At 69.2% G+C, this 18,033-nt stretch carries 45 protein-coding genes; 42 read left to right on the top strand and 3 right to left on the bottom strand.

From position 1 onward, the window contains the following. Positions 1 to 278: 278 nt before the first annotated feature. A complete protein-coding gene (locus CLT71_RS33805; RefSeq protein WP_101370674.1) occupies positions 279 to 1,409 on the bottom strand; it encodes a tyrosine-type recombinase/integrase in 1,131 nt (376 codons plus the stop codon). Continuing rightward, positions 1,409 to 1,969, bottom strand: a complete 561-nt coding sequence (locus tag CLT71_RS33800; RefSeq protein WP_101370673.1) for a helix-turn-helix domain-containing protein — start codon at positions 1,967 to 1,969, stop codon at positions 1,409 to 1,411. Before CLT71_RS33800 ends, CLT71_RS33805 begins: the two co-directional genes overlap by 1 nt. Before the next feature lie 114 nt (positions 1,970 to 2,083). Here CLT71_RS33800 and CLT71_RS33795 point away from each other — a divergent pair, with 114 nt between their 5' ends. From CLT71_RS33795 to CLT71_RS33665, 29 genes are all read left to right on the top strand, one after another. Further along, a complete protein-coding gene (locus CLT71_RS33795) occupies positions 2,084 to 2,344 on the top strand; it encodes a helix-turn-helix domain-containing protein (RefSeq protein ID WP_143743721.1) in 261 nt (86 codons plus the stop codon). After that, complete coding sequence (locus CLT71_RS33790; RefSeq protein ID WP_101370671.1) at positions 2,344 to 2,526, top strand: helix-turn-helix domain-containing protein; 183 nt, start codon at positions 2,344 to 2,346, stop codon at positions 2,524 to 2,526. The genes CLT71_RS33795 and CLT71_RS33790 overlap by 1 nt, the downstream gene beginning before the upstream one ends. A gap of 118 nt (positions 2,527 to 2,644) precedes the next feature. Then, on the top strand, positions 2,645 to 2,845 hold the full coding sequence (locus CLT71_RS33785; RefSeq protein WP_101370670.1) for a hypothetical protein: 201 nt from the start codon (positions 2,645 to 2,647) through the stop codon (positions 2,843 to 2,845). Next, positions 2,845 to 3,114: a hypothetical protein gene (locus CLT71_RS33780; RefSeq protein WP_143743720.1), complete on the top strand. Its 270-nt coding sequence runs from the start codon at positions 2,845 to 2,847 to the stop codon at positions 3,112 to 3,114. The genes CLT71_RS33785 and CLT71_RS33780 overlap by 1 nt, the downstream gene beginning before the upstream one ends. Continuing rightward, positions 3,111 to 3,359, top strand: coding sequence for a hypothetical protein (locus tag CLT71_RS33775; protein ID WP_101370668.1), 249 nt, complete (start codon positions 3,111 to 3,113; stop codon positions 3,357 to 3,359). Before CLT71_RS33780 ends, CLT71_RS33775 begins: the two co-directional genes overlap by 4 nt. 158 nt (positions 3,360 to 3,517) lie before the next feature. Continuing rightward, positions 3,518 to 4,294 carry a helix-turn-helix domain-containing protein gene (locus CLT71_RS33770; protein WP_101370667.1) on the top strand — a complete coding sequence of 259 codons (777 nt, stop codon included), beginning with the start codon at positions 3,518 to 3,520 and terminating at the stop codon, positions 4,292 to 4,294. Next, positions 4,291 to 4,821 carry a hypothetical protein gene (locus CLT71_RS33765; RefSeq protein ID WP_101370666.1) on the top strand — a complete coding sequence of 177 codons (531 nt, stop codon included), beginning with the start codon at positions 4,291 to 4,293 and terminating at the stop codon, positions 4,819 to 4,821. The genes CLT71_RS33770 and CLT71_RS33765 overlap by 4 nt, the downstream gene beginning before the upstream one ends. 161 nt (positions 4,822 to 4,982) lie before the next feature. After that, positions 4,983 to 5,243: a hypothetical protein gene (locus CLT71_RS33760; RefSeq protein WP_143743719.1), complete on the top strand. Its 261-nt coding sequence runs from the start codon at positions 4,983 to 4,985 to the stop codon at positions 5,241 to 5,243. Further along, the gene (locus CLT71_RS33755) at positions 5,240 to 5,521 is read left to right on the top strand and encodes a hypothetical protein (protein WP_101370664.1); all 282 of its coding nucleotides are present in this window, start codon (positions 5,240 to 5,242) and stop codon (positions 5,519 to 5,521) included. Before CLT71_RS33760 ends, CLT71_RS33755 begins: the two co-directional genes overlap by 4 nt. Then, a complete protein-coding gene (locus tag CLT71_RS37240; protein WP_158242360.1) occupies positions 5,521 to 5,670 on the top strand; it encodes a hypothetical protein in 150 nt (49 codons plus the stop codon). Before CLT71_RS33755 ends, CLT71_RS37240 begins: the two co-directional genes overlap by 1 nt. After that, positions 5,667 to 6,035: a VVA0879 family protein gene (locus CLT71_RS33750; RefSeq protein ID WP_101370663.1), complete on the top strand. Its 369-nt coding sequence runs from the start codon at positions 5,667 to 5,669 to the stop codon at positions 6,033 to 6,035. The genes CLT71_RS37240 and CLT71_RS33750 overlap by 4 nt, the downstream gene beginning before the upstream one ends. Further along, the gene (locus CLT71_RS33745; protein WP_101370662.1) at positions 6,032 to 6,328 is read left to right on the top strand and encodes a hypothetical protein; all 297 of its coding nucleotides are present in this window, start codon (positions 6,032 to 6,034) and stop codon (positions 6,326 to 6,328) included. Before CLT71_RS33750 ends, CLT71_RS33745 begins: the two co-directional genes overlap by 4 nt. After that, on the top strand, positions 6,325 to 6,561 hold the full coding sequence (locus CLT71_RS33740; protein WP_101370661.1) for a hypothetical protein: 237 nt from the start codon (positions 6,325 to 6,327) through the stop codon (positions 6,559 to 6,561). The genes CLT71_RS33745 and CLT71_RS33740 overlap by 4 nt, the downstream gene beginning before the upstream one ends. Beyond that, positions 6,558 to 6,782 (top strand): hypothetical protein, encoded by a 225-nt coding sequence (locus tag CLT71_RS33735; protein WP_101370660.1) that lies wholly within the window; start codon positions 6,558 to 6,560, stop codon positions 6,780 to 6,782. The genes CLT71_RS33740 and CLT71_RS33735 overlap by 4 nt, the downstream gene beginning before the upstream one ends. Continuing rightward, complete coding sequence (locus CLT71_RS37635) at positions 6,779 to 7,234, top strand: hypothetical protein (protein ID WP_199187804.1); 456 nt, start codon at positions 6,779 to 6,781, stop codon at positions 7,232 to 7,234. The genes CLT71_RS33735 and CLT71_RS37635 overlap by 4 nt, the downstream gene beginning before the upstream one ends. Next, the gene (locus CLT71_RS33725) at positions 7,234 to 7,635 is read left to right on the top strand and encodes a hypothetical protein (RefSeq protein WP_101370659.1); all 402 of its coding nucleotides are present in this window, start codon (positions 7,234 to 7,236) and stop codon (positions 7,633 to 7,635) included. Before CLT71_RS37635 ends, CLT71_RS33725 begins: the two co-directional genes overlap by 1 nt. After that, entirely contained in the window at positions 7,632 to 7,919 is a 288-nt protein-coding gene (locus tag CLT71_RS33720; protein ID WP_101370658.1) for a hypothetical protein, read from the top strand. The genes CLT71_RS33725 and CLT71_RS33720 overlap by 4 nt, the downstream gene beginning before the upstream one ends. Next, a complete protein-coding gene (locus CLT71_RS33715) occupies positions 7,916 to 8,173 on the top strand; it encodes a hypothetical protein (protein WP_143743718.1) in 258 nt (85 codons plus the stop codon). The genes CLT71_RS33720 and CLT71_RS33715 overlap by 4 nt, the downstream gene beginning before the upstream one ends. Further along, the gene (locus tag CLT71_RS33710) at positions 8,170 to 8,388 is read left to right on the top strand and encodes a hypothetical protein (protein WP_101370656.1); all 219 of its coding nucleotides are present in this window, start codon (positions 8,170 to 8,172) and stop codon (positions 8,386 to 8,388) included. The genes CLT71_RS33715 and CLT71_RS33710 overlap by 4 nt, the downstream gene beginning before the upstream one ends. Beyond that, the gene (locus tag CLT71_RS33705; RefSeq protein ID WP_158242359.1) at positions 8,334 to 9,086 is read left to right on the top strand and encodes an ERF family protein; all 753 of its coding nucleotides are present in this window, start codon (positions 8,334 to 8,336) and stop codon (positions 9,084 to 9,086) included. The genes CLT71_RS33710 and CLT71_RS33705 overlap by 55 nt, the downstream gene beginning before the upstream one ends. An 11-nt stretch (positions 9,087 to 9,097) precedes the next feature. Next, positions 9,098 to 9,367 carry a hypothetical protein gene (locus tag CLT71_RS33700; RefSeq protein ID WP_143743717.1) on the top strand — a complete coding sequence of 90 codons (270 nt, stop codon included), beginning with the start codon at positions 9,098 to 9,100 and terminating at the stop codon, positions 9,365 to 9,367. Next, positions 9,357 to 9,788 (top strand): HNH endonuclease signature motif containing protein, encoded by a 432-nt coding sequence (locus CLT71_RS33695; protein ID WP_199187803.1) that lies wholly within the window; start codon positions 9,357 to 9,359, stop codon positions 9,786 to 9,788. Before CLT71_RS33700 ends, CLT71_RS33695 begins: the two co-directional genes overlap by 11 nt. Beyond that, on the top strand, positions 9,788 to 10,024 hold the full coding sequence (locus CLT71_RS33690; RefSeq protein WP_101370652.1) for a hypothetical protein: 237 nt from the start codon (positions 9,788 to 9,790) through the stop codon (positions 10,022 to 10,024). Before CLT71_RS33695 ends, CLT71_RS33690 begins: the two co-directional genes overlap by 1 nt. After that, on the top strand, positions 10,017 to 10,220 hold the full coding sequence (locus tag CLT71_RS33685; RefSeq protein ID WP_101370651.1) for a hypothetical protein: 204 nt from the start codon (positions 10,017 to 10,019) through the stop codon (positions 10,218 to 10,220). Before CLT71_RS33690 ends, CLT71_RS33685 begins: the two co-directional genes overlap by 8 nt. Continuing rightward, a complete protein-coding gene (locus tag CLT71_RS33680; protein WP_101370650.1) occupies positions 10,210 to 10,563 on the top strand; it encodes a hypothetical protein in 354 nt (117 codons plus the stop codon). The genes CLT71_RS33685 and CLT71_RS33680 overlap by 11 nt, the downstream gene beginning before the upstream one ends. Then, positions 10,553 to 10,726: a hypothetical protein gene (locus CLT71_RS37235; protein WP_158242358.1), complete on the top strand. Its 174-nt coding sequence runs from the start codon at positions 10,553 to 10,555 to the stop codon at positions 10,724 to 10,726. Before CLT71_RS33680 ends, CLT71_RS37235 begins: the two co-directional genes overlap by 11 nt. Beyond that, positions 10,716 to 10,961 (top strand): hypothetical protein, encoded by a 246-nt coding sequence (locus CLT71_RS33675; protein WP_101370649.1) that lies wholly within the window; start codon positions 10,716 to 10,718, stop codon positions 10,959 to 10,961. Before CLT71_RS37235 ends, CLT71_RS33675 begins: the two co-directional genes overlap by 11 nt. Before the next feature lie 223 nt (positions 10,962 to 11,184). Beyond that, positions 11,185 to 11,391, top strand: a complete 207-nt coding sequence (locus tag CLT71_RS33670) for a helix-turn-helix domain-containing protein (RefSeq protein ID WP_101370648.1) — start codon at positions 11,185 to 11,187, stop codon at positions 11,389 to 11,391. Further along, a complete protein-coding gene (locus CLT71_RS33665) occupies positions 11,388 to 11,783 on the top strand; it encodes a hypothetical protein (RefSeq protein ID WP_143743716.1) in 396 nt (131 codons plus the stop codon). The genes CLT71_RS33670 and CLT71_RS33665 overlap by 4 nt, the downstream gene beginning before the upstream one ends. A 154-nt stretch (positions 11,784 to 11,937) precedes the next feature. Here the strand turns inward: CLT71_RS33665 and CLT71_RS33660 are convergent, their stop codons facing one another. After that, the gene (locus tag CLT71_RS33660) at positions 11,938 to 12,120 is read right to left on the bottom strand and encodes a hypothetical protein (RefSeq protein ID WP_143743715.1); all 183 of its coding nucleotides are present in this window, start codon (positions 12,118 to 12,120) and stop codon (positions 11,938 to 11,940) included. 135 nt (positions 12,121 to 12,255) lie between these two features. Here CLT71_RS33660 and CLT71_RS33655 point away from each other — a divergent pair, with 135 nt between their 5' ends. The 13 genes from CLT71_RS33655 to CLT71_RS33610 are packed head-to-tail and all read left to right on the top strand — an operon-like array spanning position 12,256 to position 17,974. Further along, a complete protein-coding gene (locus CLT71_RS33655; RefSeq protein ID WP_101372014.1) occupies positions 12,256 to 13,095 on the top strand; it encodes a hypothetical protein in 840 nt (279 codons plus the stop codon). Beyond that, positions 13,092 to 13,679 (top strand): hypothetical protein, encoded by a 588-nt coding sequence (locus CLT71_RS33650; RefSeq protein WP_101370645.1) that lies wholly within the window; start codon positions 13,092 to 13,094, stop codon positions 13,677 to 13,679. Before CLT71_RS33655 ends, CLT71_RS33650 begins: the two co-directional genes overlap by 4 nt. Then, positions 13,676 to 13,936 carry a hypothetical protein gene (locus CLT71_RS33645; protein ID WP_101370644.1) on the top strand — a complete coding sequence of 87 codons (261 nt, stop codon included), beginning with the start codon at positions 13,676 to 13,678 and terminating at the stop codon, positions 13,934 to 13,936. Before CLT71_RS33650 ends, CLT71_RS33645 begins: the two co-directional genes overlap by 4 nt. A 5-nt stretch (positions 13,937 to 13,941) precedes the next feature. Beyond that, positions 13,942 to 14,382 (top strand): hypothetical protein, encoded by a 441-nt coding sequence (locus CLT71_RS33640; RefSeq protein WP_143743714.1) that lies wholly within the window; start codon positions 13,942 to 13,944, stop codon positions 14,380 to 14,382. Further along, positions 14,375 to 15,022, top strand: a complete 648-nt coding sequence (locus CLT71_RS33635; protein WP_101370642.1) for a hypothetical protein — start codon at positions 14,375 to 14,377, stop codon at positions 15,020 to 15,022. Before CLT71_RS33640 ends, CLT71_RS33635 begins: the two co-directional genes overlap by 8 nt. Continuing rightward, positions 15,019 to 15,504 (top strand): hypothetical protein, encoded by a 486-nt coding sequence (locus tag CLT71_RS33630; protein WP_101370641.1) that lies wholly within the window; start codon positions 15,019 to 15,021, stop codon positions 15,502 to 15,504. The genes CLT71_RS33635 and CLT71_RS33630 overlap by 4 nt, the downstream gene beginning before the upstream one ends. Continuing rightward, positions 15,497 to 15,919 (top strand): hypothetical protein, encoded by a 423-nt coding sequence (locus CLT71_RS33625; RefSeq protein ID WP_101370640.1) that lies wholly within the window; start codon positions 15,497 to 15,499, stop codon positions 15,917 to 15,919. The genes CLT71_RS33630 and CLT71_RS33625 overlap by 8 nt, the downstream gene beginning before the upstream one ends. Beyond that, positions 15,916 to 16,101 (top strand): hypothetical protein, encoded by a 186-nt coding sequence (locus CLT71_RS36745; RefSeq protein WP_143743713.1) that lies wholly within the window; start codon positions 15,916 to 15,918, stop codon positions 16,099 to 16,101. Before CLT71_RS33625 ends, CLT71_RS36745 begins: the two co-directional genes overlap by 4 nt. Beyond that, positions 16,098 to 16,268, top strand: coding sequence for a hypothetical protein (locus CLT71_RS37230; RefSeq protein ID WP_158242357.1), 171 nt, complete (start codon positions 16,098 to 16,100; stop codon positions 16,266 to 16,268). Before CLT71_RS36745 ends, CLT71_RS37230 begins: the two co-directional genes overlap by 4 nt. Beyond that, a complete protein-coding gene (locus CLT71_RS33620) occupies positions 16,265 to 16,921 on the top strand; it encodes a GIY-YIG nuclease family protein (protein WP_101370639.1) in 657 nt (218 codons plus the stop codon). Before CLT71_RS37230 ends, CLT71_RS33620 begins: the two co-directional genes overlap by 4 nt. Continuing rightward, a complete protein-coding gene (locus tag CLT71_RS33615) occupies positions 16,918 to 17,622 on the top strand; it encodes a hypothetical protein (RefSeq protein ID WP_143743712.1) in 705 nt (234 codons plus the stop codon). Before CLT71_RS33620 ends, CLT71_RS33615 begins: the two co-directional genes overlap by 4 nt. Next, the gene (locus tag CLT71_RS37225) at positions 17,619 to 17,780 is read left to right on the top strand and encodes a hypothetical protein (RefSeq protein ID WP_158242356.1); all 162 of its coding nucleotides are present in this window, start codon (positions 17,619 to 17,621) and stop codon (positions 17,778 to 17,780) included. Before CLT71_RS33615 ends, CLT71_RS37225 begins: the two co-directional genes overlap by 4 nt. Then, positions 17,777 to 17,974 carry a hypothetical protein gene (locus tag CLT71_RS33610; RefSeq protein WP_101370637.1) on the top strand — a complete coding sequence of 66 codons (198 nt, stop codon included), beginning with the start codon at positions 17,777 to 17,779 and terminating at the stop codon, positions 17,972 to 17,974. The genes CLT71_RS37225 and CLT71_RS33610 overlap by 4 nt, the downstream gene beginning before the upstream one ends. Positions 17,975 to 18,033: the final 59 nt, after the last annotated feature.

Below are 18,033 nucleotides of genomic sequence, written 5' to 3'. Positions count from 1 at the left end.
CGCAAATCACGTGCTCCCAGTCTGCTCCCAAAGTAAGGAGCACAAGCAAAACGGCCCGTTACCGATGATCCGGTGACGAGCCGTTTGACCTGCGCATATAGCTGGTGGGCGATACTGGGTTTGAACCAGTGACCTCTTCCGTGTCAAGGAACTTCGGGCACTTGTCGTGGGCTGCGGAGATCGGCGGCTCGCCGGTCAGACCTGCGAGAACAGCGGACAGTAAGGGTCACTAAGGGACAGCAAGAGTCAAGATCATAACTCATGAGGAACTCACAAGATCACAACCCGCGTGCGCGCTTCAACGCCGCCCTCGCCGCGTCGAACCGGGTCTCCCCCGAGTGCGTGTACCGCATCGCCGACCGGACGTCCCTGTGCCCCATCAACGCCATCCGGTCGTGCTGCGCCACCCCCGCGTCCGCGAGCCGAGTGCCGTAGGTGTGCCGACAGTCGTGCGGCGTCGGCAGCGGCTCGTTGATCAGCGGCTCCCACTCCCCCGTCGGCCTCCCCGCGTCGTCGACGACCGGCACCCGCAGCGCCACCTTCCACACCCGCCGCAGCCACGTCGGATACAGCAGCGCCCCACCCAGCGGCGCCGTGTAGATCAACCCGCCGGGTTTCGTCGCCAGCACCACCGGCTTCAACCGGGCAAGGTACCCGTCACCGATCGGCGCCGACCGGAACGCCGCATCATGACGGGTTCGGGCGCCCTTCGGATAGTCCCGGACCGTGCCGTCTCGCTCCATCACCGGGCCGATCTCGATCAGCCCATGCCGCAGATCGACCGCTTCCCGCTTCACGGCGGCAACCTCTTCCCACCGGGCGCCGGTTTCGAGCATCGCTTCGACGAACAACCGCGCATCTCGCCGGCCGGGGAACAGCTCGTCGAGCCGATCCAGAATCGTCGTTTCCTCGTGCGGCAGGATCACCCGGTCGTCGTGCTTCGGCGGCATCGGTGGACGTACCCGCCGGGACGGGTTGGCGCGGATCCATCCCGCGTCGACGGCGAGCTCGAGCGCCGCCTTGACGACGTTCAGGGCGGCGATGATCGTCCAGCCCCCAACCTCATCCTCTTCGAGTTCGTTGACCCACGTCTGCACGTCCGGCTTCAGGATCGCCCCGACCGGGACTCTTCCCCATCGAGGTTCGACCCAGACCCGCCAGTGTGACTGGTCGCGTTTCCGGGTGGCTTTCTCGATCCGACGGCTCGGCTCGAACTGCTCCCAGGCCTGACCCAGGGTTCGCTTCGCCAGCTTCGGGTCCAGAAACTCGCCTCGGCGCACGTTCGCTTCGAGGTCGCCGGCCCACTTCTCGACGATGCCCCGGATCGGATCCGACCAGGTGCGCCGGCCGGCGGGGGTGTAGACGGTGCCGGCCCAGACTCCGGACGGCAGTTGCCGGATCCAGGCCATCACGCGTCCTGTTCGAGCAGAAGCTTGATCGTCTCCATTCGCCGCTGCTTGTTCGTCTCTCGTAGCTCTTCGATCCGGCGCTCGTCTTCCTGGCGGAACTCCTCCAGCCGCGCCAGCATCCGGGCCTTCATCGCCGGGGTGGCCGCCGACGCGAGGATGAGCTCTCGTTCCTCGTCGTGCTCGCCGGCCTTGGGTCGGCCGATGAGGTTCCCGGCGGCGAGCAGCGCCGTCTCGAGGTCGACGTCGAGCGCGTCGGCGATCGCCCGGACGCTCTGCAACGTGAGCCCGCCGTCGCCCTTCATCCACCGGAAGATCGTTGAGCGGTGGATGTGTGCTTCGCGGGCGAGTCGGGCAACGGACCATCCGGGGCGTGCGGTCATCTGGGTCAGGAAGGTCGCCCAGGTTCCGCGTCCGGCGTCGCTCACATGCACACGGTACGTGCCCTGTGACGTGCGACGATAGGCGACGGTGCGATGCATCTTTGCGTCGCTCACGGGTCGCTGTCGGCGGTCGGTGCGGCGCTTCTGGCGGCGTCCATCGATCGTCATCATGCGTTGCATACCTGCGACGGTAGGTAGTCCGTAGGCACCACGTCACTCATCCGTTCGGCCAGAAACCGACGCATCCACCCGACGCCCTTGCGTCGCAATAATCCGACGCCTACTGTTGCTCGCATGACAGCGACGCAAAAATCCGACGCAGCGACGGACGGAACCGACGTTCGCCTCCGAGTCGCCGTCTTCGACGCCCTGATGTCCGCCCGTGGCTACGGCAGCGTGGTCGACCAGGCGAAGGCACTCGACGTCCACCGGTCGACGCTCTTCCGGATGCGGGCCGGCGAGACGGCACCGAACCTCGAACTCGCCATGCGGATGGCAGCACTCGCCGGAACCACCATCGAGGTCATCTTCGAGCGGGCCAGTGGGGCCGCGTGATGCCCGACCGACTGCTCCACCCCGCCGAAGCCGGCCGGCGCATGGGCTGCTCCGAGAAGACCATCCGCCGCCTCGTCTACGCCCGCAAGCTCCCGGCCCGCCCACGCGGCACTGGCACGAAGCGCCCCGGCATCGGGATCCCGGAGTCGGCGCTCGACACGTACATCGCCAGCAACCGGTGAGCAAGCCCGTGCCGAAGCCGGCCCACCCACCGGGCCAGCCGAACCGGCCACCCGTCCGCCCCGCCGGACCCCTAACCCCTCCCCCGCCGCCCGGGCCGAAGACAACGGAGGCAGCGACATGACCGGACAGACCCCCACCCAGCCGTCCGCCAAGGTGCGTGCCCTCGCCGACGACATGCGCGACGTCGACAACAAGTTCGCGTACGCGATCGGCTACATCCGGGCCGGCGTCGACAGCGAGTACGTGTCGGACGCGGAGTTCCGGGACGCCGTCCGGACCGTGCTGGCCGCGCTCGACCTGGCGCGGGACGGTGCGTGATGCCGCGCATCCACGGCCAGATCAGCTCGCGGCTGACCGCCGAGTTCGGACCGGCCTCGGACGGCTGGGCTCCGCCCCGCGACGCCGCTCTCCGCACGAACCCGCCCTCGGCAGTGGTCGGCTACCGCATCGGCCCGAAGCGGCGCAGCGGACGGCGCCGGTTCTGGCTCAACTTCGCCACGTCGCTGCTCAACATCTGCGGCCCGACGTGGGCGCTGATGCTGCTGCTCGGTGTCACGCAGGCAGCCGAACTCGGGTACCTGCGATGAGCGCCGCCGACGTCGAGATGTGGTCTGCCCTGACCGGCGTCGCCGTGCTGGTGCTCGGGGTGGTGGCCGTCGGGGTTCTGCACTGGCGGGCCGGACGGAAGCGGGCGCCGGCCCTGCCGATCCAGCCGAAGCGGAACGGCTTCTGCGCCGACTGCTGCACCCCGCCCGGCATGCCCCACGAACTGTCCTGCCCTGAGGTGTCTGCGGAGTTGGCGCTGGCCTACATCGAGGCGGTGCAGCGGTGAGCAGCTTCGAGACGGCCGTCGGCTCTGACCTTGGGCCGGCGGATGCGACAGGCCAGGGATCGGCTTGGGTCCCCGGCGCTGACGCAGCCGGGTCCGCGTCCAGACCAGAGACGGACGCGGACCCGGTAACCCCCACCAACGAAACGGGAAGTGCTTCGGTGAGTGAGATTGCGTGCGCGGATCTGACTGTCGATCAAGCGCGCGAATCGGTAAGCCGGGCCAAGCGGAGTCTGGCTGCGGCCGGCGATGAGATCGTTCGACAGATCAGTGGTCGGGCGTGGCTCGCACTCGGATACGAGTCGTGGGACGAGATGCGGGAAGCTGAGTACAGCGGCGCTGCCGTCATCGTTCCGCGTGCCGACCGTCCCCAACTGACCGCACGGCTGGCCAGTGAAGGGCTGAGCCAGAAGCAGATTGGCCAGACGCTCGGCGTATCGCAGCAGACCGTCTCCAATGATCTGGCTGACGCTACCAAAATTGGTAGCGTCCCTGTTCCGCAGACGCGGACGGACAGCCTCGGCCGAGAGCAGCCACGCGCGCAGTCCCGCCCCAAGTCCGGAGGGAGTGCCGCACAGTCAACGGCACTCCCGGCTCGACAAGCCGAAGGCGACGCGGTCGTTGCCGGTATCGACCGCCGGTCGCGGCCCGTTCCTTCGTCCGCTGACCCTGACGCTGACGACCGGCGAGACGCCGAACTCGAGGCCCTGATCGCCGACTCGGACGTGCGGTTTCGCAAGAACTTCTTCGCCGCAATGTCCCGAGCAGATGACGTGTGGCAATTCGACGCTGAGCGGATCGCCGAGGTGTACGCCGCGACGTACGACGGCGAGCTTCGCCCCTGGCTAGAGCAGATGTCTCGCTGGTGCGAGCAGGTATCGACGGCGTGCCGCCGACAGCGGTCCGGATTGCGATTGGTTTCAGGGGGCGGGAAATGAGCGAGAGCACCTACCGGCAGATGGTCTACGAGTTGGCGTCAAACGGCCACACGAACAACCGGCCGAAGAGCGATATCCGTGAGGAGATCGTGCATCTGGTCCAGACTGCCGAGGCTGACGGCGAACCGTGGGCCGGCGACGTGCTGGCCCGGTGGCACCGCGAGGGCGCTGAGCGGGATTACGAGAAGGCTCACGGTCAGCTCAACACGACGACGTACATCACCCGCGACGGGCGCCGGAAGCGGAAGACGACTTCGTACTCCCTGCCCACCCGTTCCGCCGAGTCCGGCGAGGTGGCCTTCGAACAACGGTCGTTCTGGGACTACGAGCGTGCCCCGTTCACCGACAAGCACGTCGAGCTGCTGGCGCAGCGTGGACGAATCGACGAGGCCGTCGCCGCGTTCGCGCTGATTCTCGCCGCGTGGGACCGCAACCCGACCGCTAAGACGGCGCGGGAGGCGTGGGAGATGGACGGCCACGACATCGGAGAGATCGATCTCGGCGAGGAAGACGGCCGCGCCGCGTAAGCCATCGGGTTCCGGCAGGGGCGAGGGGGTCAGCCGGAACCCATCCCCGGGGGTCGTCCCGTCTGGCGGGGCGGGACGACCCCCACCCCGAAACGACAGAACCGGCCCAGGTGATTCGAGCACCCGGGCCGGCCAGACCAACGAAGGAAATGGAGTCCCTCATGGTCACCACGACACTATCCGAAGCCCGGTGGCGGATCGAAGAGCGCGCCCGTAACGGGGCGGTGCTGGCGTCCGCGTCGCACGACGACCGGGATCGGGCGTTGGAGTCGTACGAGGCGTGGCGCCGCTACCTCGCCGCCCGGGCCGCCGCGTACGGGAACCGGCCGCCGACGGAACCGTTCGGGTCGATCCGCCTGGTGCTGATCGACCGGGAGACGCACGTCATCGGGACCCGGGTCACGGACGGGCCGGCGCTGTGAACGCCATCCCGTCGACGGTGCAGGTGAAGTCCTGCTGCGGGCTGATCATCAACGAGCCCTGCGACTGCGGCACCAGCCAGATCTACGTGTACGTGATCTGTGCCGGTGAGAAGGACGAGGGCGCCGACCCGGTCGCGGTCATCTCGACCCTGCCCCGTGCGCTCGCGTGGGTCATCGAGCAGTACGAGGTGACGCCCCGGCAGCAGCGTCCGGGCGTGTGGATGGCGCCGCTCGCCGACCCGGACGAGGTGTGGATCTACCGGATGGCGGTCCGCTGATGTCCCTCGCCGACATGCTCCGCCACGCCCCGGCCGCCGCAGTGCTGGCCGAGATCTGGCGTCGAGTCTCCCCACCCCAAGACCCGTGGTTCTGGACCGCCAACACCACCCTGCTGCCCGTGATCGTCCCCGGAAGGACGCACCGATGACCGCGAGGACCGAATACCGAAAGCTCACCCAAGCCGAGCTGTACGCCGAAGCGACGCAGCGGTTCGGGAACGATCCGCTGAAGTTCGCCTTCCGCTGCCCGCGCTGCGGCGACGTGGCCACCATCCAAGAGTTTGTCGACGCCGGCGACGGCGCACGGGCCGGCCAGGAGTGCATCGGCCGTGTGCTCGGCGGACTGACGCGCCGCACCGACGGAACCAAGGGCGGCAAGAAGCGGGGCGAGCGCGGCTGTGACTGGGCTGCGTACGGACTGTTCCGTGGGCCGTGGGAGATCGTGCTGCCGGCAGAGGGTGACAAGCCGGAGCGGTCCGCGTGGGGCTTTCCGCTGGCCGAGGTGTCGTCGTGAGCCTGACTACTGACGTCATCGACCTACTCGACGCCCTCGGAGACACCGCCGACCAGGTCGCCGCCGAACTGGAACGGCTCGGCATCAAGGGTGTGAAGGAAGACGGCTGCGCCTGCCCGATCTTCAACTACCTCGCCAGCAAGGGCGTTCCGGTGGCTGACGTCGGCGACGAGAAGATCACGTTCTTCGACGGGACGGCGATCGACACCCCGCCGCAGATCACCGAGTTCATTTACGGCTTCGACCAGGGCGAGTTCCCGACGCTGGAAGAGCCGGCGGAGGTGGAGTCGTGATCGCTCGTCTGGTGGAGACCGCCCCGATCTGGGGGTCGACGATCGCCCCCGCCGCCGTCCTGCTGGCGCTCGGGATCCTGCTGCAACCCGGGTCCGTGCATCCGCCGCGGCATCGGCACGGCGTCCGGTGCACGCGGATTGTGCGCCGGCTCGAAGCCGAGCGCGCCCGTTACCGCCGGCCCACCGGCTTCCAGTCGCCGCTGTTCACCGTTCCCCGAGAGGCCACCCGATGACCGTCCGTGGAGTTCTTGCCCCGGTCTACGCGATCGAGTGCGACGCAGACGGGTGCGTTGCGGAGCTGCGCGAGCAGAGCTGGTTGGGCGAGTGGCACATCGGCCAGATCGCCGAGCGTGCCGGCTGGCAGACCCGCCCGGCCCGTGGCAAGGGCTCGCGCTCGGCGCCGGACCTGTGCCCCGAGCATCGCACCGTTCCCCGAGAGGCCGTGACCCGATGAGCAAATTCGACCTGGATGCGATCAAGCAGCGGTGGGCGTGGGTTCAGGACAACGCCGACCAGTGCCAGCGCGACCCGGGACAGGTGTCGCTGTCCGGCTACATGGCCGCGTCGATCGAGTCGAGCCGGGACGTACCGGCGCTGATCGCCGAGGTGGAACGGCTCCGCGCCGAACTGGATGACCGAGACGCAGAAGCCATCGACGCCGCCGACGAAGCCGACGAGTTCGCTGCGGAGGGGTTCCAGGCCGTGCTGTCCGGCATCGCACCCGCATACCACGTCACCCGGGGCACCGGCCCGAGTGCCCTGGAAGCGAACTGCCCGTGCCCGAAGGAGCCGTGCGGCGCCGTCGACACGGCCCGGGCGCATCCGGACTGCGACCAGCATCCGGCCCGGCACTCGAAGACGATGCGGAACATCCACCGCGCCGACCGTTGCCCCGGGGGTGCGTGATGGGTGTCGGTGAAGCCGTCTTCTACGCGTCGCTGCTGCTCTTCGTCGTCGCCGGTCTGACCGTCGGTGTCGCGGCGCTGGTGAAGGTGTGGCGGTCCCGGCCCCGGGACCTGTCCGACACCATCGCCGATCGGCTCGCCGCAGCGCGGGAGGTGAACGGCGCGCCCGTCGTCGGGGTGCCGCTGCACGTGTGGAACCTCGACGGCCGGCACGCCACCTCGGGTGACAGCTGGCCGGAGCATGACGAAGACGCCGACGAAGACGGCTGCTGGTGCCGGGGCTGCTTCGAGGTCGAGCTGGAGCTGATGCAGGACGTCGAGATCCGGGCCCTGTTCGACGGTCTGGTGGACACGCCGGAGCTGCGGGACCTGGCCGACCGGGCCCGGAGGTACATCCGGTGAGCGGCGTCCTGCGTTGGGAAGACCCGCCGGAGCGGCACGGCAACGCCAGGCCGAAGGAGTCGAAGTTCCAGGTCCTGGCCGACGCGCTGCGCGGCCGGCCGGGTGAGTGGGCGGTGGTCGCGGAGAACAAGACTCCGGGATCGGCCGGCAGCCTGGCGTACCGGATCCGGCAGGGCGTCGGGCCGTTCGCCCCGGAGCGGCACTTCCAGGCCAAGGTGGTCGGTCCGGCCGGCGGCTCGTCATCGAAGGTGTACGCCCGCTACGTCGGGGAGCGTGCGCAGTGATCTCCGGTCGTCGTGCTGCTCTCGCTGCCGCCGCTCCGGTGCTGGTGCCGCCCGCTGTGGTGGCGCTGGCCCGCGCCGGCCGGCTCCCCGGCGCGCTGGTGCTGGCCGGACTGTTCGCCGCGTACGTCGCGGTGGAGGTGGTGTCGTGGCTGCGGCGGGAGCGTGCCCGCCGCGCCACCGTCCGGGCGTTGCTCCGGTCGCGGGGTCGGGTCCTCGCTGATGTGACCGAATCCCGTGAGGGGTGGGTCGCGTGATCGGCCGTCTGCTCCGCCGCTTCGCCGACCCGATCGTCCGCCGCCAACTCGTACGGGCCATCGCCGCGAGGGATGCCGCCCGGGCCGAAGCCCGCCGGCTGGACAAGCGGCTACGAGCCGAACAGCGCGCAGTCGCCGCGCTGCGGCAGATCACCGAACGGTGGCAGTCCATCGCCCGGAACGCGCTCGAAGCACAGCAAGGAGAACCGAAGTGAGCACCGAGAAGCCGACGATCTACGCCGCGCTGTCGTCCGTGATGGCCGCGGTCCAGTCGGTGCGGAAGGCCGACCGGAACACCGAACAGAACTACGTCTTCCGTGGCATCGACGCCGTCGTCAACGCCGTCGGGCCGGAGCTGCGGAATCACGGGGTTCTTGTCATCCCGGAGTTGCTCGACGTCGGCTATCGGGATGTCTTGACCTCCCGCGGGAAGCCGTCGCGGGAGTGCACGGTCCGGGTCAGGTACCGGTTCTACGGCCCGGCGGGGGACTTCATCGACTGCGTGTCTCCTGGTGAGGCGATGGACTTCGGTGACAAGGGCACGGCGAAGGCGATGAGCGTCGCGTTCCGGGTGGCTCTGCTCCAGGCCTTGTGCATTCCGACCGACGAGCCGGACGCGGACTCGCACACGTACGAGCGTGCCCGGGACGACGAGTGGAAGGCCGCGGCACCGCCGACGGAAGCGCAGACGGCGGCGTATGACGCGCTGCTGGCCGAGCTCGTCGCGGTGACGGAGCGGGCCGGTATCGGGGCGGTGGGGAAGAAGTGCAAGGCCGCGGTCACCGCCGGGGATATCACTCAGGCGCAGTACGACGCGCTCGACCAGCGTGCCGGTGACCGGATCGCGGACCTTCGGCGGGCCGAGCAAGAGCAGCCGGCCGAAGCCGCACCGGTGGAAGCGGGCCAGGGATGAGCGTGCTGTCGATGCCGGTGCTTCCGGACTGTGACGCCTGCGGCTGGCCCGTCGTGGCGCAGGTCGACGGCGACGGCGCCCGCGAAGTGTGCGAGGGCTGCGCCCTGGAGTGGCGTCCGTTCCCGATCTTCGACGGGATCCGCCGCGCCATCGCCGCGGTGCGGATCCTCGGTGCGGATGTGCAGCCGGTCCTGTGCCGGGCGTGTACCGAGGGGCGGCACGTCAGGTGTTGGCGGGTGCGGTGCACCTGCGACCACCCGGAGGTGCCGGGTGCTGCGTAGGAACCTCACTCCGAGCCGTAAGAAGGCCATCAAGCGGACGATGCTCGCCCGGCGGTGGAATGCCACCGGCCCGTCCTCGGAGGTCGTTGACGCGGTGTACGAGCGGGCCGGCTGGTCCTGCGAAGTGTGCACCGAGGGAGTCGGGGACCGGCGGGGGATCGACCACCACATCCACCACCGGCGGCCGCGCGGCGCCGGTGGCAGCAAACGGCCGGACACGAACCTGCCCAGCAACCTGCTGCTGCTGTGCCCGCCCTGCCATGCGCAGATCGAGTCGCATCGGGCGATCGCGCAGTCGATGGGCTGGCTTGTCGTCCAGTCCGCCGACCCGGCGACTGTGGCTGTGCTGGTGCAGCGGGACCGGTGGGTGTACCTGACCGTCGATGGCCGGTACGCCGACGAACCGCCGGCAGGTGCGTGATGGGCGAGATCGAGAAGGGCTGCCAGAAGGTCGCCTACGCGTCCCGGAAGACCGCCCGCCGAGCCATCCGCAGCAAGCACCCCGGCGAGCAGCTCCGCGCCTACCGCTGCCACCGGTGCGGCTGGTTCCACGGCGGGCACAACCCGCCAGCAGTCAAGCAAGGACTGATGACCGCCGTCGAGTACTACGCCCGCTGGTTCCAGCCCACTACCCGAGAGGAAACCCACCATGGCTGACGAGATGCCCGACCCGCCGACCGGGGAGTGTGCGCACTGCGCGAAGCCGGCAACGAAGTGGTGGCGGCTACTCGGTGGCGACGGACCGGCCGGGTTCGGTTACCGGCCCGTCTGCGACGACCACTACGAAGCCGAGCGCGAAGACCGCAACGACGCGATCCGCCAGGCGTTGGCGGTGATGCGCAATGCCCGCTGACCTGTCCCCGGTAGAGACCCTACGAGCAGCCGCCGAGAAGCTGCGGACGCTGGCCGGGAACGCAACCCCGGGCGAGTGGTACCCGGACTGGGACTCCGGCGTCTACGCGATGCCGGACACGTCGGCGAAGTACGTGATCTCTGGTGGCAGCGTGACGTACGACAACACGCAGTGGATCGCGTTGGTGCATCCGGGGATAGCTGGACCCCTCGCTGGCTGGCTGGAGCGAGAAGCGTTCATCGCCGAGTCCGTCGGCACCGAGATGGCCGAGTCTCCCGATGGGTACCTGTCGTGGCCGCTGGCGGTCGCCCGGGTACTGCTGGGGGTGCCCGATGGGCGTTGAGAAGCCGAAGCGCGGCGAGTGCTCTGTGTGCGGCGAGTTCCGCAACCTGACCAAGGCGGGCGTACTCCGGCACCACGCCGGGGACCGCTGGTACGCCGGCCAACGGCAGTACCGGTGCGATGGTGCCGGGCTGCCGCCGAAGGAGTCGACCGATGGCCGTTGAGGAGACCACCGACGACAGCAGCCGCTACCGGTGCGACAACTGCCAGCGGGCCGCCGACTACTGGCCGAGCCCGTACCCGGGCGTGTCGATCGAGGAGACGGTACGGGCCGCCGGGTGGCGGATCGGCCGCCCGTACGGGAGTCCGGCGTGTTACTGCCCGGAGTGCGTCGACGTGGACCGGGGCTACTGGTCCCGGCGGGCGCTTGCCCAGGCGGCTCAGGCGGGGCTGTCGTGAGCCGGCAAGATCCCGGAGCCGCTGAAGGTCGGGGCGTGTACCCGCCGATCCGGCGCTGCGTGTGCGGTGAGACGGAGACGGTACACACCCTCACCGACGGCCGGCGGGGTGGCTGCCCGCAGTCGGGTTGCCGGCGGTTCGAGCCGGTCCCGGACCCGGCCCCGTCCCGCTGCCCGACCTGCGGAGCCGGCTGGTCCGCGATCGAAGCAGCCCGGAGAACGCCATGACCGATCCGATCCTCGCCGAACTGCGGCTCATCCGGCTCGCATCCGGCCGCCGGTCGGTCGACGTCGCCCGGGCTGCGGGCATCGACCCGGCGTCCCTGTCGTACTGGGAGTGCGGCCGGAAGAGTCCGCACCTGTCGAAGCTCCGGCACGTGCTCGATGAGTTGGGGTTGGACCTGGCGATCGTCGAGAAGGAGCAGCCGTGACCGGGTGGTCGTTCCGATGCGTGTGGCCCGTCAACGACGACGAACTCGGCTACAAGACCGCGGTCCGGATCGCGGAAGCGGAGCTTGAGGAACGGGCGGCCGAGGTTGGGGCGAAGATCGTCGGTCCGGCCGATTTCCGGATGGTCGAGCACGACGACCCCGACGAGTGGCCGCACACCCCACTCACGTTGGTTGCGGTCGCGGACGCGGTGCCGTTGCGGCCGACCCGGGAGCAGATGCCGCAGGTCATTTCCTTCTACGCCGATCAGGGGCTCAGCGATCGGCAGATCGGCCGGGAGTTGGGGATCCCTCGGGATTCGGTGATCTACGTGCGTCGGAAGCACGGGATTGCGGCTGGGGTGCCGTCGACGCATCAGCGGGACGTGGCATGACTCCGCAGCGTCCTCGCTGGCGGTGCACCGTACCCGGCTGTCCGGCGAACCGGTGGCAGGTGTTGCGGACGTGGGTTGGGGATCCGCTCGACGCCGCCGTGCAAGTCCTACAACGGCACAACCAGCAAGAGCACAAGGAGTCGAAGTGAGCCGGCTACTCGCTGTAGATCTTCGCCACGTACTCGCGGGTGTACCCGGTGCGGCGTGCGGCTTCGCTCTTCGACATGCCGCCGTTGATGGCGTCGACGATGGCGGCGTGCAGCTCGGTGCGGCGCTTGGCCAACTGTTGCTCGGCGCGACGGAACGCCCGCGTCGCTTCTTCGAGGGTGTCGGCCACGTCGCCGAGTGTGACACGCGGCAGGGGGTGAAGCAATAGCGCGAACCGGGTTCGCGACGGCGTGTCGCATTGCGGATGAGAAGTCATTCCGCGAACATAGTTCACAGCACAGACGTACGAATGGAGCCCCAACCCGTGCCACGTATTCGATCCATCAAGCCGGAGTTCTGGAAGAGCGAGGCGATCGCCGCGCACCCGTTCCGGACCCGGCTGACGTTCATCGGGCTCTGGACGTACGTCGACGACAACGGGGTCGGGATCGACAACCCGAAGCTGATCGCGGCCGAGCTGTTCGCGTTGGAGGATGACCCTCGCGAGGCTCTCGCGAACGTTCGCGAGGATCTCGCGAGGCTTTCCGAAGCCGGCCGAATCGTTCGCTACACCGTCGACGGGAAGTCGTTCCTGGCCATCGTCAACTGGCGCGAGCATCAGAAGATCGACAAGCCGGGCAAGCCCCGCTATCCGCAGCCCGATGACCCGCGAGCTGTGCCGACACCTGCCGTGAACAGGGATTCTCCACCGGTTCTCGAAGTCGTCGCGGAACCCTCGCGAGAGTCTCGCGAGACCGTCGCGAGATCCCCGCGCCTGGAACAGGGGATCAGGGATCAGGGAACAGGGGATCAGGGAGTTCCGCCTACGGCGGGCGCGCTGACGCTCGCCGCGCCCGACACGACCCAAGCTCTCATCGGCGAATGGATCGAGCACTGCCCGAACCGGCCACCCGGGAACGTCATCGGCCAAGTCTCGAAGCTGATCAAGAACATGCTCGGCGAAGGGATCGCCGCCCCGCACGTCCGGCGCGGACTCGCCGAGTGGGCGCGCAAGGGCTTGCACCCGTCGACCCTTCCGTCCGTCGTCAACGAGGTCATGAACGCCGGAGCCGGATCACAGGCCCGGAAGCCGTCGACGGCCGATCAGCGGTTCGGCGACGCGATGCAACTCGCCGCCCGGTTCGCTCAGGAGGAAGCGTCATGAACCTGTCCCAAGTCGCCACCATCCTTGCGCTCGCCGCCACCCGCGACCGTCGCACCGTCGGAGAGACCGACGTACGCGCCTGGCATCAGGACATCGGGGATCTCGACTTCGAAGACGCCCGTGACGCGGTCAGCGCGCACTTCCGGGAGTCGACGGAGTACCTGATGCCGGTCCACGTCCGCCGGCTCGCCGCCGACATACGACGTGAGCGGCACCGGATCGAGCGGGAACTCGAACAGCGCCGCGAGTTGGAGGCGTACGCCGCGACAGCCGGCCCGCTCACCGACCGGTCTGCGGACATCCGCGCACTCGTCGGCCAGGTCCGCGACGTCCTCCCGGAGGGCGACCGGGAGGCGTTGAAGCCCCGCATGGTGGCGTGGGAGCGGGAACACCGGGCGTTCACGCGGCAGGAGACCGCCGAACCGAACCCGGACTACGACCCGTCGATGCGCCCGGTGCCGGAGTGGAACCGCAGCAAGAACCCGCCGGCCGGCGAGTGGTGGGAAGACGAAGCAGCTCGGGAGCGGCACGCGAAGCAGCTGCTGGCCGAGGCCGGCCGGCTCGCGGGACGGGATCCGTCGTGATCGAGATCGTGGAGCCGCCGAACATCACCGGCTGCGCCCCCTGCGGCTCCCCACTCATCTGGCTGTACTCGGCCCGGCGTGGGGTGTGGGTCGCGTTCGTTGACGCACCGGACGCGGGACCGCATGCGATCCGGCCGCACCCGTGCCGGCACGCGCAGGATCCGGCGACGTGGCGGGAGCTTCGCTCCGGTGATCCGCCGTCGGCCGCGTATCTCGAAGCCCGGAAAGCCCTGAAGAGCATCACCGAGAAGGAGTGAGCACCTTGACCACCGAACCAACCGAGCGGCCGGTGAGTACTTCCAACCCCCACCCCAACCCGCGCGACTTGATCGCCGAGTGCGCGGACGCGCTCTACATGTCGCCGCCGGAACGCACCGACGAGTGGGACGGCGTCGCAGCCGTCGTCGCTCCGGTCGTCCTGCGGTGGGCCGCCGACGAGATGAAGGCGTACCCGCTTGGGGTGGCGATGTTCGGCCGGCTGCGAGAGATGGCCGACGCCATCGAGCGGAACGGGACTGGAAAGGGCTTCCCTTCGTCCGTGGGCGCGTCTGTGGTGTCCGCCGAGGGTTCCGGACACCCCCAACCCGTCACGACGCCCTACGACGGTCCGACGTACACGGTCGGCGGTCCCGGGTGGGTGCAGCCGGCCGGCTGGGTGTCGGCGGAGGAGATGGAGCGGATGGAAGGTGCGGACGATGTCTGACCAGACCCCGAGCGCCGGTTGGCCGCACGCTGGCCCGGACGAGTTCACCCCGTACCTCGCCGAGCAGTTGAAGAACCCCGAGGTGCGCGCCGCATACGAGGCTGAGAGAGCCGAGCAGACCCCGATCCCCGCCGAAGTCCGAGAGGTCGCGGACCGGATCGAGCACTCGTACCCCGTCAACGACTGGGCGGCACACGGATTCGTCGAAGGGCTGGCTGCTGGTCGTACCGCATCGGGATGTTGCCAGGACGCCGTCGATTCAGACGGGCACACCCATGCCGAGACCTGCGTCTACCTACTCGGCTTGCGAACAGGGCGGGTCGAGGGTCGTACCGCAGCAGCCGCAGACATCCGGGCGTACGCCGACGATCAGGAGCGGGCGGCGAAGGAGCGACCATCGGCCGGCGAGGTCCGTCGACAGGTCGGCGCCGTGGTGAATGCGTACCGGACGGCTGCTCGTGTTGCAGAGAACGGAGCAGACCGACCGTCGGTCCAGAGAACTGCCCAGGTGGCGATCGACTGCGGCGGTTGCGGAGACACCATCTGGCCGACGGAGACCGTGTACGAGGTCGGCGACGGCCGGGTGCGCTGCGTGATCTGTCAGGTCAAGGCCCCGAGCCGGGCGGGAGCCGACCAGTGACCGCCCCGACTCCCGAACCTGTAACCAATGCTGATGAGTTCGCCCCGGACCCCGCCGACGTTGAACTCGTCGCCGACGCGCTCGCCCGCACTCACTGCTGGGACGGTATCTGCGAGGTGGCCGACGCGGCTCCGGCCACCGCCGAGTCCTTCCGCCACGACGCCAGAGCCATCGCCGCAGCGTTGACCGAGGCGGGTCGACTGCTTCCCTCAGGCACCCGACCGTCCGTGTTGCCGATGCACTACCTGGATGACGTCGTGGATGTGCAGGTTCGTGCGACCGCGTACGAGTACGGCGCGGGGCAGCCCGGCGTTGGTGTGCAGCTGACGCTGGACGATGGCCGAATCACTCTGGCCGCGCGGCTGCCGGTTTTTCCGGCGAGGGATCTGGCAGTAGCCGTCCTGGCGGCGGTTGGCCCGTGGGTGCCCGTCCCCACCACCCCGCCGGTTCCTTCTTCTCCTGAGGAGACACCCCATGCATGATCCTTCGTTCCTGCTCTTCGACGTCCGCCCGATCCGGCTCGACGTGTGGCACGACGAGCCTGACGGCCACGACGCGTTCGAGGTCTGCGGCCACGCCCCGCACGGCACCCGCCGGATCATGTGGGCGCTCCGGCACCGCCGGCACCTGCACTACCGCTGGTGGCCGTACCTGAACGTCCGACGCTGGATCGTCGACCGGTGCGACGGCTGCGGCCAGCGGTTTCGCTGGAAGGAAGCCCGCCACTCCTACCAGTCCACCAATCGGGTGTGGCACGACGCGTGCATGAGCCTGCGGCACGTCCGGTCGCAGCTCGACGACATCACCGCGTACGTCCGGGCCGAGGCCGACTCCAACGCCCGCTGGCGGGTCGAGCACCGGCTGAAGAACCTGGACAAGGCCGGGGATCCGTCGTGAGTACGCGGGTTCGTCCGGTGGTCTCGCTGCCGGGCCGCCGGGCGAACACGGCGGATCCGAACAACCGCGTCTCGACGTGTAAGCGGTGCCGGCTCGGGATCTTCAAGTCCCAGCCGTATCGGTGGCAGACGGGCCGGATGACCGGCCTGGTCCACGACAACTGCGAAGGAGACACCCGGTGAAGCACGTGATCGAGACGATCGAGGGTTGGGTGCCGTCGACGTTTTCGAAGACGGCGATGCGGTGGATGCCGCCGGAGCTGGCCGAGGCGGCGCGGGTTCGGGTGGGTGAGGAGTTGCTGGCGGCCGCGGTCGAGGCGGGCGAGGTCGCTCCGGAGCCGACCCGGTGAGCCGCCGGATCGTCCCGAAGCCGGACATAGCCCGGATCGTGGCCGAGGTCTTCGACGCGCAGACTCCCACGCCGACCAAGCCCGCAGTGACCCTCCCGGCCCGACTCCGTGCGTGCGTCGGCCGCACCGGCGGCATGCAGTGCTGGGCTCCGGTGCACGTCCAGCTGGAGAGCATCCCGCTCTGCGCGGAACACCTGCGGCTGATTGAGGAAGCAATCACCGCGCTCAAGGGTCCGATCGCGGATCCCGCCGAGGGATTCCACGTCGTGGCTCAGGCTGTCGTCTACTACATCGGCGACCGGGAGTCGCGCGAGGTGAAGATCGGCACCACGACTCGACTTCGGCACCGCTTTATGACCTTCGCCAGCTTCCGCCGACAGGTCGTCTTGCTGGCGACAGAGCCAGGATCTCGCACGCTGGAGCGAAAACGGCACCGTCAGTTTCGGACGCTGCGGGTGCACGGCGAGTGGTTCCGCAAGGCGCCCGTACTGATGGAGCACATCGGCCGCGTTCGACTGGAGCACGGGATTCTCCTCACCGGCGACGGACAGTTGCCGCCGTGGGCCGTCGCTCCCATCCGGGGTTCGGGCCCGAACACCGGCGATGTCTCACCGCAAGCCGGGGCAACCCGGGACGAAAGGATGCCCGTATGAACCGCGGATCAGTGCTGTGTGTGGTGTGCCCCGTCTACCGCCCCGCCGGCCGGCCCCGACTCCCCGACTTCGCCCCGGTCTGCACCCCGTGCCGGGACCGGGTCCAGTCGGAGCTGACCGAGATCCCGGACGCGTACGCGCTCATCCCCGCCAGCTTGGAGCCAGGCACCGGTACCGGGGTGAAGGTGTCCGGCACCCGCACGGCGCCGATCCCGGTCCGGCTCGACGCACTCAACCTGCTTGTCGGCGCGCCCGGGCACGTCGCGGACCCGCACGGCGACCAGCACGGCCCGATCCCACCAGTCGTCGTACTCGACCAGTGGGTGGCGGACTGGATCTCCACCCGCGACCAGGCCGAACACCGACCCGTGCCGACGATCTCGACCCTGACAGGCTGGCTGCTGGCCCGACTCGACTGGGCATTCGACCACCATCCGGCCGTCGACGACTTCGCCCGCGAGATCCGCGACACCCTCCGTGCGATCCGGGGCGTGACCGAGTCGAACCGTTCGGGTGAGTACATCGGTAGGTGTCCAGCGAAGCTGCGCGACGAGTCGCGCTGTCAAACGGGGTTGTACGCAGACCCGTACCTGGACTTGATCACCTGCCCTCGCTGCTCGACTGGCTGGCCGCGCCGTAGCTGGCTTGCTCTCGCCGCCGCACAGGATGATGTACGAGACGGCGAAGGAGCAGCAGCGTGAAGGCTCGGGAAGCGTGGTGCGTCGGCTGCCCTCGGCGGATCTACCGTCGCCGTTGGCTCTGGCGGGACCGGTACGGCGACGTCACGTGCGCGTACCGGTGGGCCGGACTGTGGCTGCACAAGCCCAGCCGCGAAGAGCGCAAGGACGTGGCGCCGTGAAGCGCACCACCTTCACCACCACCGAAGCCGCCTTCCTGGCCGGCGTCGACGCGCGCTCGTTCGTCCGCTGGGCTCGGGAGCGTGGGATCGAACCGGTCCGTCGGATGCGGATCGGCCGCTCCACCGTCACCCTGTGGGCGCGGGCGGATCTACTCGCGGCGAGTCAACTTGACGTTGACGCGTGTGCGTGCTGAACTGACCATCATCGCCGCACTGTCTGATCGTCGGCGTTCCCAAGCATCCCGCCCCGGAC

The sequence above is a fragment of the Plantactinospora sp. CNZ320 genome (assembly GCF_002846275.1).
This window is presented reverse-complemented; position numbering and strand designations above follow the sequence as displayed.

What these genes read in the sequence shown, in the direction of transcription:
- CLT71_RS33785 (WP_101370670.1), top strand. Translation starts at nt 2,645, where the DNA reads ATGACCGGACAGACCCCCACCCAGCCGTCCGCCAAGGTGCGTGCCCTC.
- CLT71_RS33735 (WP_101370660.1), top strand. Translation starts at nt 6,558, where the DNA reads ATGACCGTCCGTGGAGTTCTTGCCCCGGTCTACGCGATCGAGTGCGAC.
- CLT71_RS33670 (WP_101370648.1), top strand. Translation starts at nt 11,185, where the DNA reads ATGACCGATCCGATCCTCGCCGAACTGCGGCTCATCCGGCTCGCATCC.
- CLT71_RS33765 (WP_101370666.1), top strand. Translation starts at nt 4,291, where the DNA reads ATGAGCGAGAGCACCTACCGGCAGATGGTCTACGAGTTGGCGTCAAAC.
- CLT71_RS37635 (WP_199187804.1), top strand. Translation starts at nt 6,779, where the DNA reads ATGAGCAAATTCGACCTGGATGCGATCAAGCAGCGGTGGGCGTGGGTT.
- CLT71_RS33725 (WP_101370659.1), top strand. Translation starts at nt 7,234, where the DNA reads ATGGGTGTCGGTGAAGCCGTCTTCTACGCGTCGCTGCTGCTCTTCGTC.
- CLT71_RS33675 (WP_101370649.1), top strand. Translation starts at nt 10,716, where the DNA reads ATGGCCGTTGAGGAGACCACCGACGACAGCAGCCGCTACCGGTGCGAC.
- CLT71_RS33805 (WP_101370674.1), bottom strand. Translation starts at nt 1,409, where the DNA reads ATGGCCTGGATCCGGCAACTGCCGTCCGGAGTCTGGGCCGGCACCGTC.
- CLT71_RS33615 (WP_143743712.1), top strand. Translation starts at nt 16,918, where the DNA reads ATGAACCGCGGATCAGTGCTGTGTGTGGTGTGCCCCGTCTACCGCCCC.
- CLT71_RS33790 (WP_101370671.1), top strand. Translation starts at nt 2,344, where the DNA reads ATGCCCGACCGACTGCTCCACCCCGCCGAAGCCGGCCGGCGCATGGGC.
- CLT71_RS33750 (WP_101370663.1), top strand. Translation starts at nt 5,667, where the DNA reads ATGACCGCGAGGACCGAATACCGAAAGCTCACCCAAGCCGAGCTGTAC.
- CLT71_RS33635 (WP_101370642.1), top strand. Translation starts at nt 14,375, where the DNA reads ATGTCTGACCAGACCCCGAGCGCCGGTTGGCCGCACGCTGGCCCGGAC.
- CLT71_RS37235 (WP_158242358.1), top strand. Translation starts at nt 10,553, where the DNA reads ATGGGCGTTGAGAAGCCGAAGCGCGGCGAGTGCTCTGTGTGCGGCGAG.
- CLT71_RS33680 (WP_101370650.1), top strand. Translation starts at nt 10,210, where the DNA reads ATGCCCGCTGACCTGTCCCCGGTAGAGACCCTACGAGCAGCCGCCGAG.
- CLT71_RS33690 (WP_101370652.1), top strand. Translation starts at nt 9,788, where the DNA reads ATGGGCGAGATCGAGAAGGGCTGCCAGAAGGTCGCCTACGCGTCCCGG.
- CLT71_RS33760 (WP_143743719.1), top strand. Translation starts at nt 4,983, where the DNA reads ATGGTCACCACGACACTATCCGAAGCCCGGTGGCGGATCGAAGAGCGC.
- CLT71_RS33800 (WP_101370673.1), bottom strand. Translation starts at nt 1,969, where the DNA reads ATGCAACGCATGATGACGATCGATGGACGCCGCCAGAAGCGCCGCACC.
- CLT71_RS33700 (WP_143743717.1), top strand. Translation starts at nt 9,098, where the DNA reads ATGCCGGTGCTTCCGGACTGTGACGCCTGCGGCTGGCCCGTCGTGGCG.
- CLT71_RS33650 (WP_101370645.1), top strand. Translation starts at nt 13,092, where the DNA reads ATGAACCTGTCCCAAGTCGCCACCATCCTTGCGCTCGCCGCCACCCGC.
- CLT71_RS33685 (WP_101370651.1), top strand. Translation starts at nt 10,017, where the DNA reads ATGGCTGACGAGATGCCCGACCCGCCGACCGGGGAGTGTGCGCACTGC.
- CLT71_RS37240 (WP_158242360.1), top strand. Translation starts at nt 5,521, where the DNA reads ATGTCCCTCGCCGACATGCTCCGCCACGCCCCGGCCGCCGCAGTGCTG.
- CLT71_RS33795 (WP_143743721.1), top strand. Translation starts at nt 2,084, where the DNA reads ATGACAGCGACGCAAAAATCCGACGCAGCGACGGACGGAACCGACGTT.
- CLT71_RS33780 (WP_143743720.1), top strand. Translation starts at nt 2,845, where the DNA reads ATGCCGCGCATCCACGGCCAGATCAGCTCGCGGCTGACCGCCGAGTTC.
- CLT71_RS33625 (WP_101370640.1), top strand. Translation starts at nt 15,497, where the DNA reads ATGCATGATCCTTCGTTCCTGCTCTTCGACGTCCGCCCGATCCGGCTC.
- CLT71_RS33775 (WP_101370668.1), top strand. Translation starts at nt 3,111, where the DNA reads ATGAGCGCCGCCGACGTCGAGATGTGGTCTGCCCTGACCGGCGTCGCC.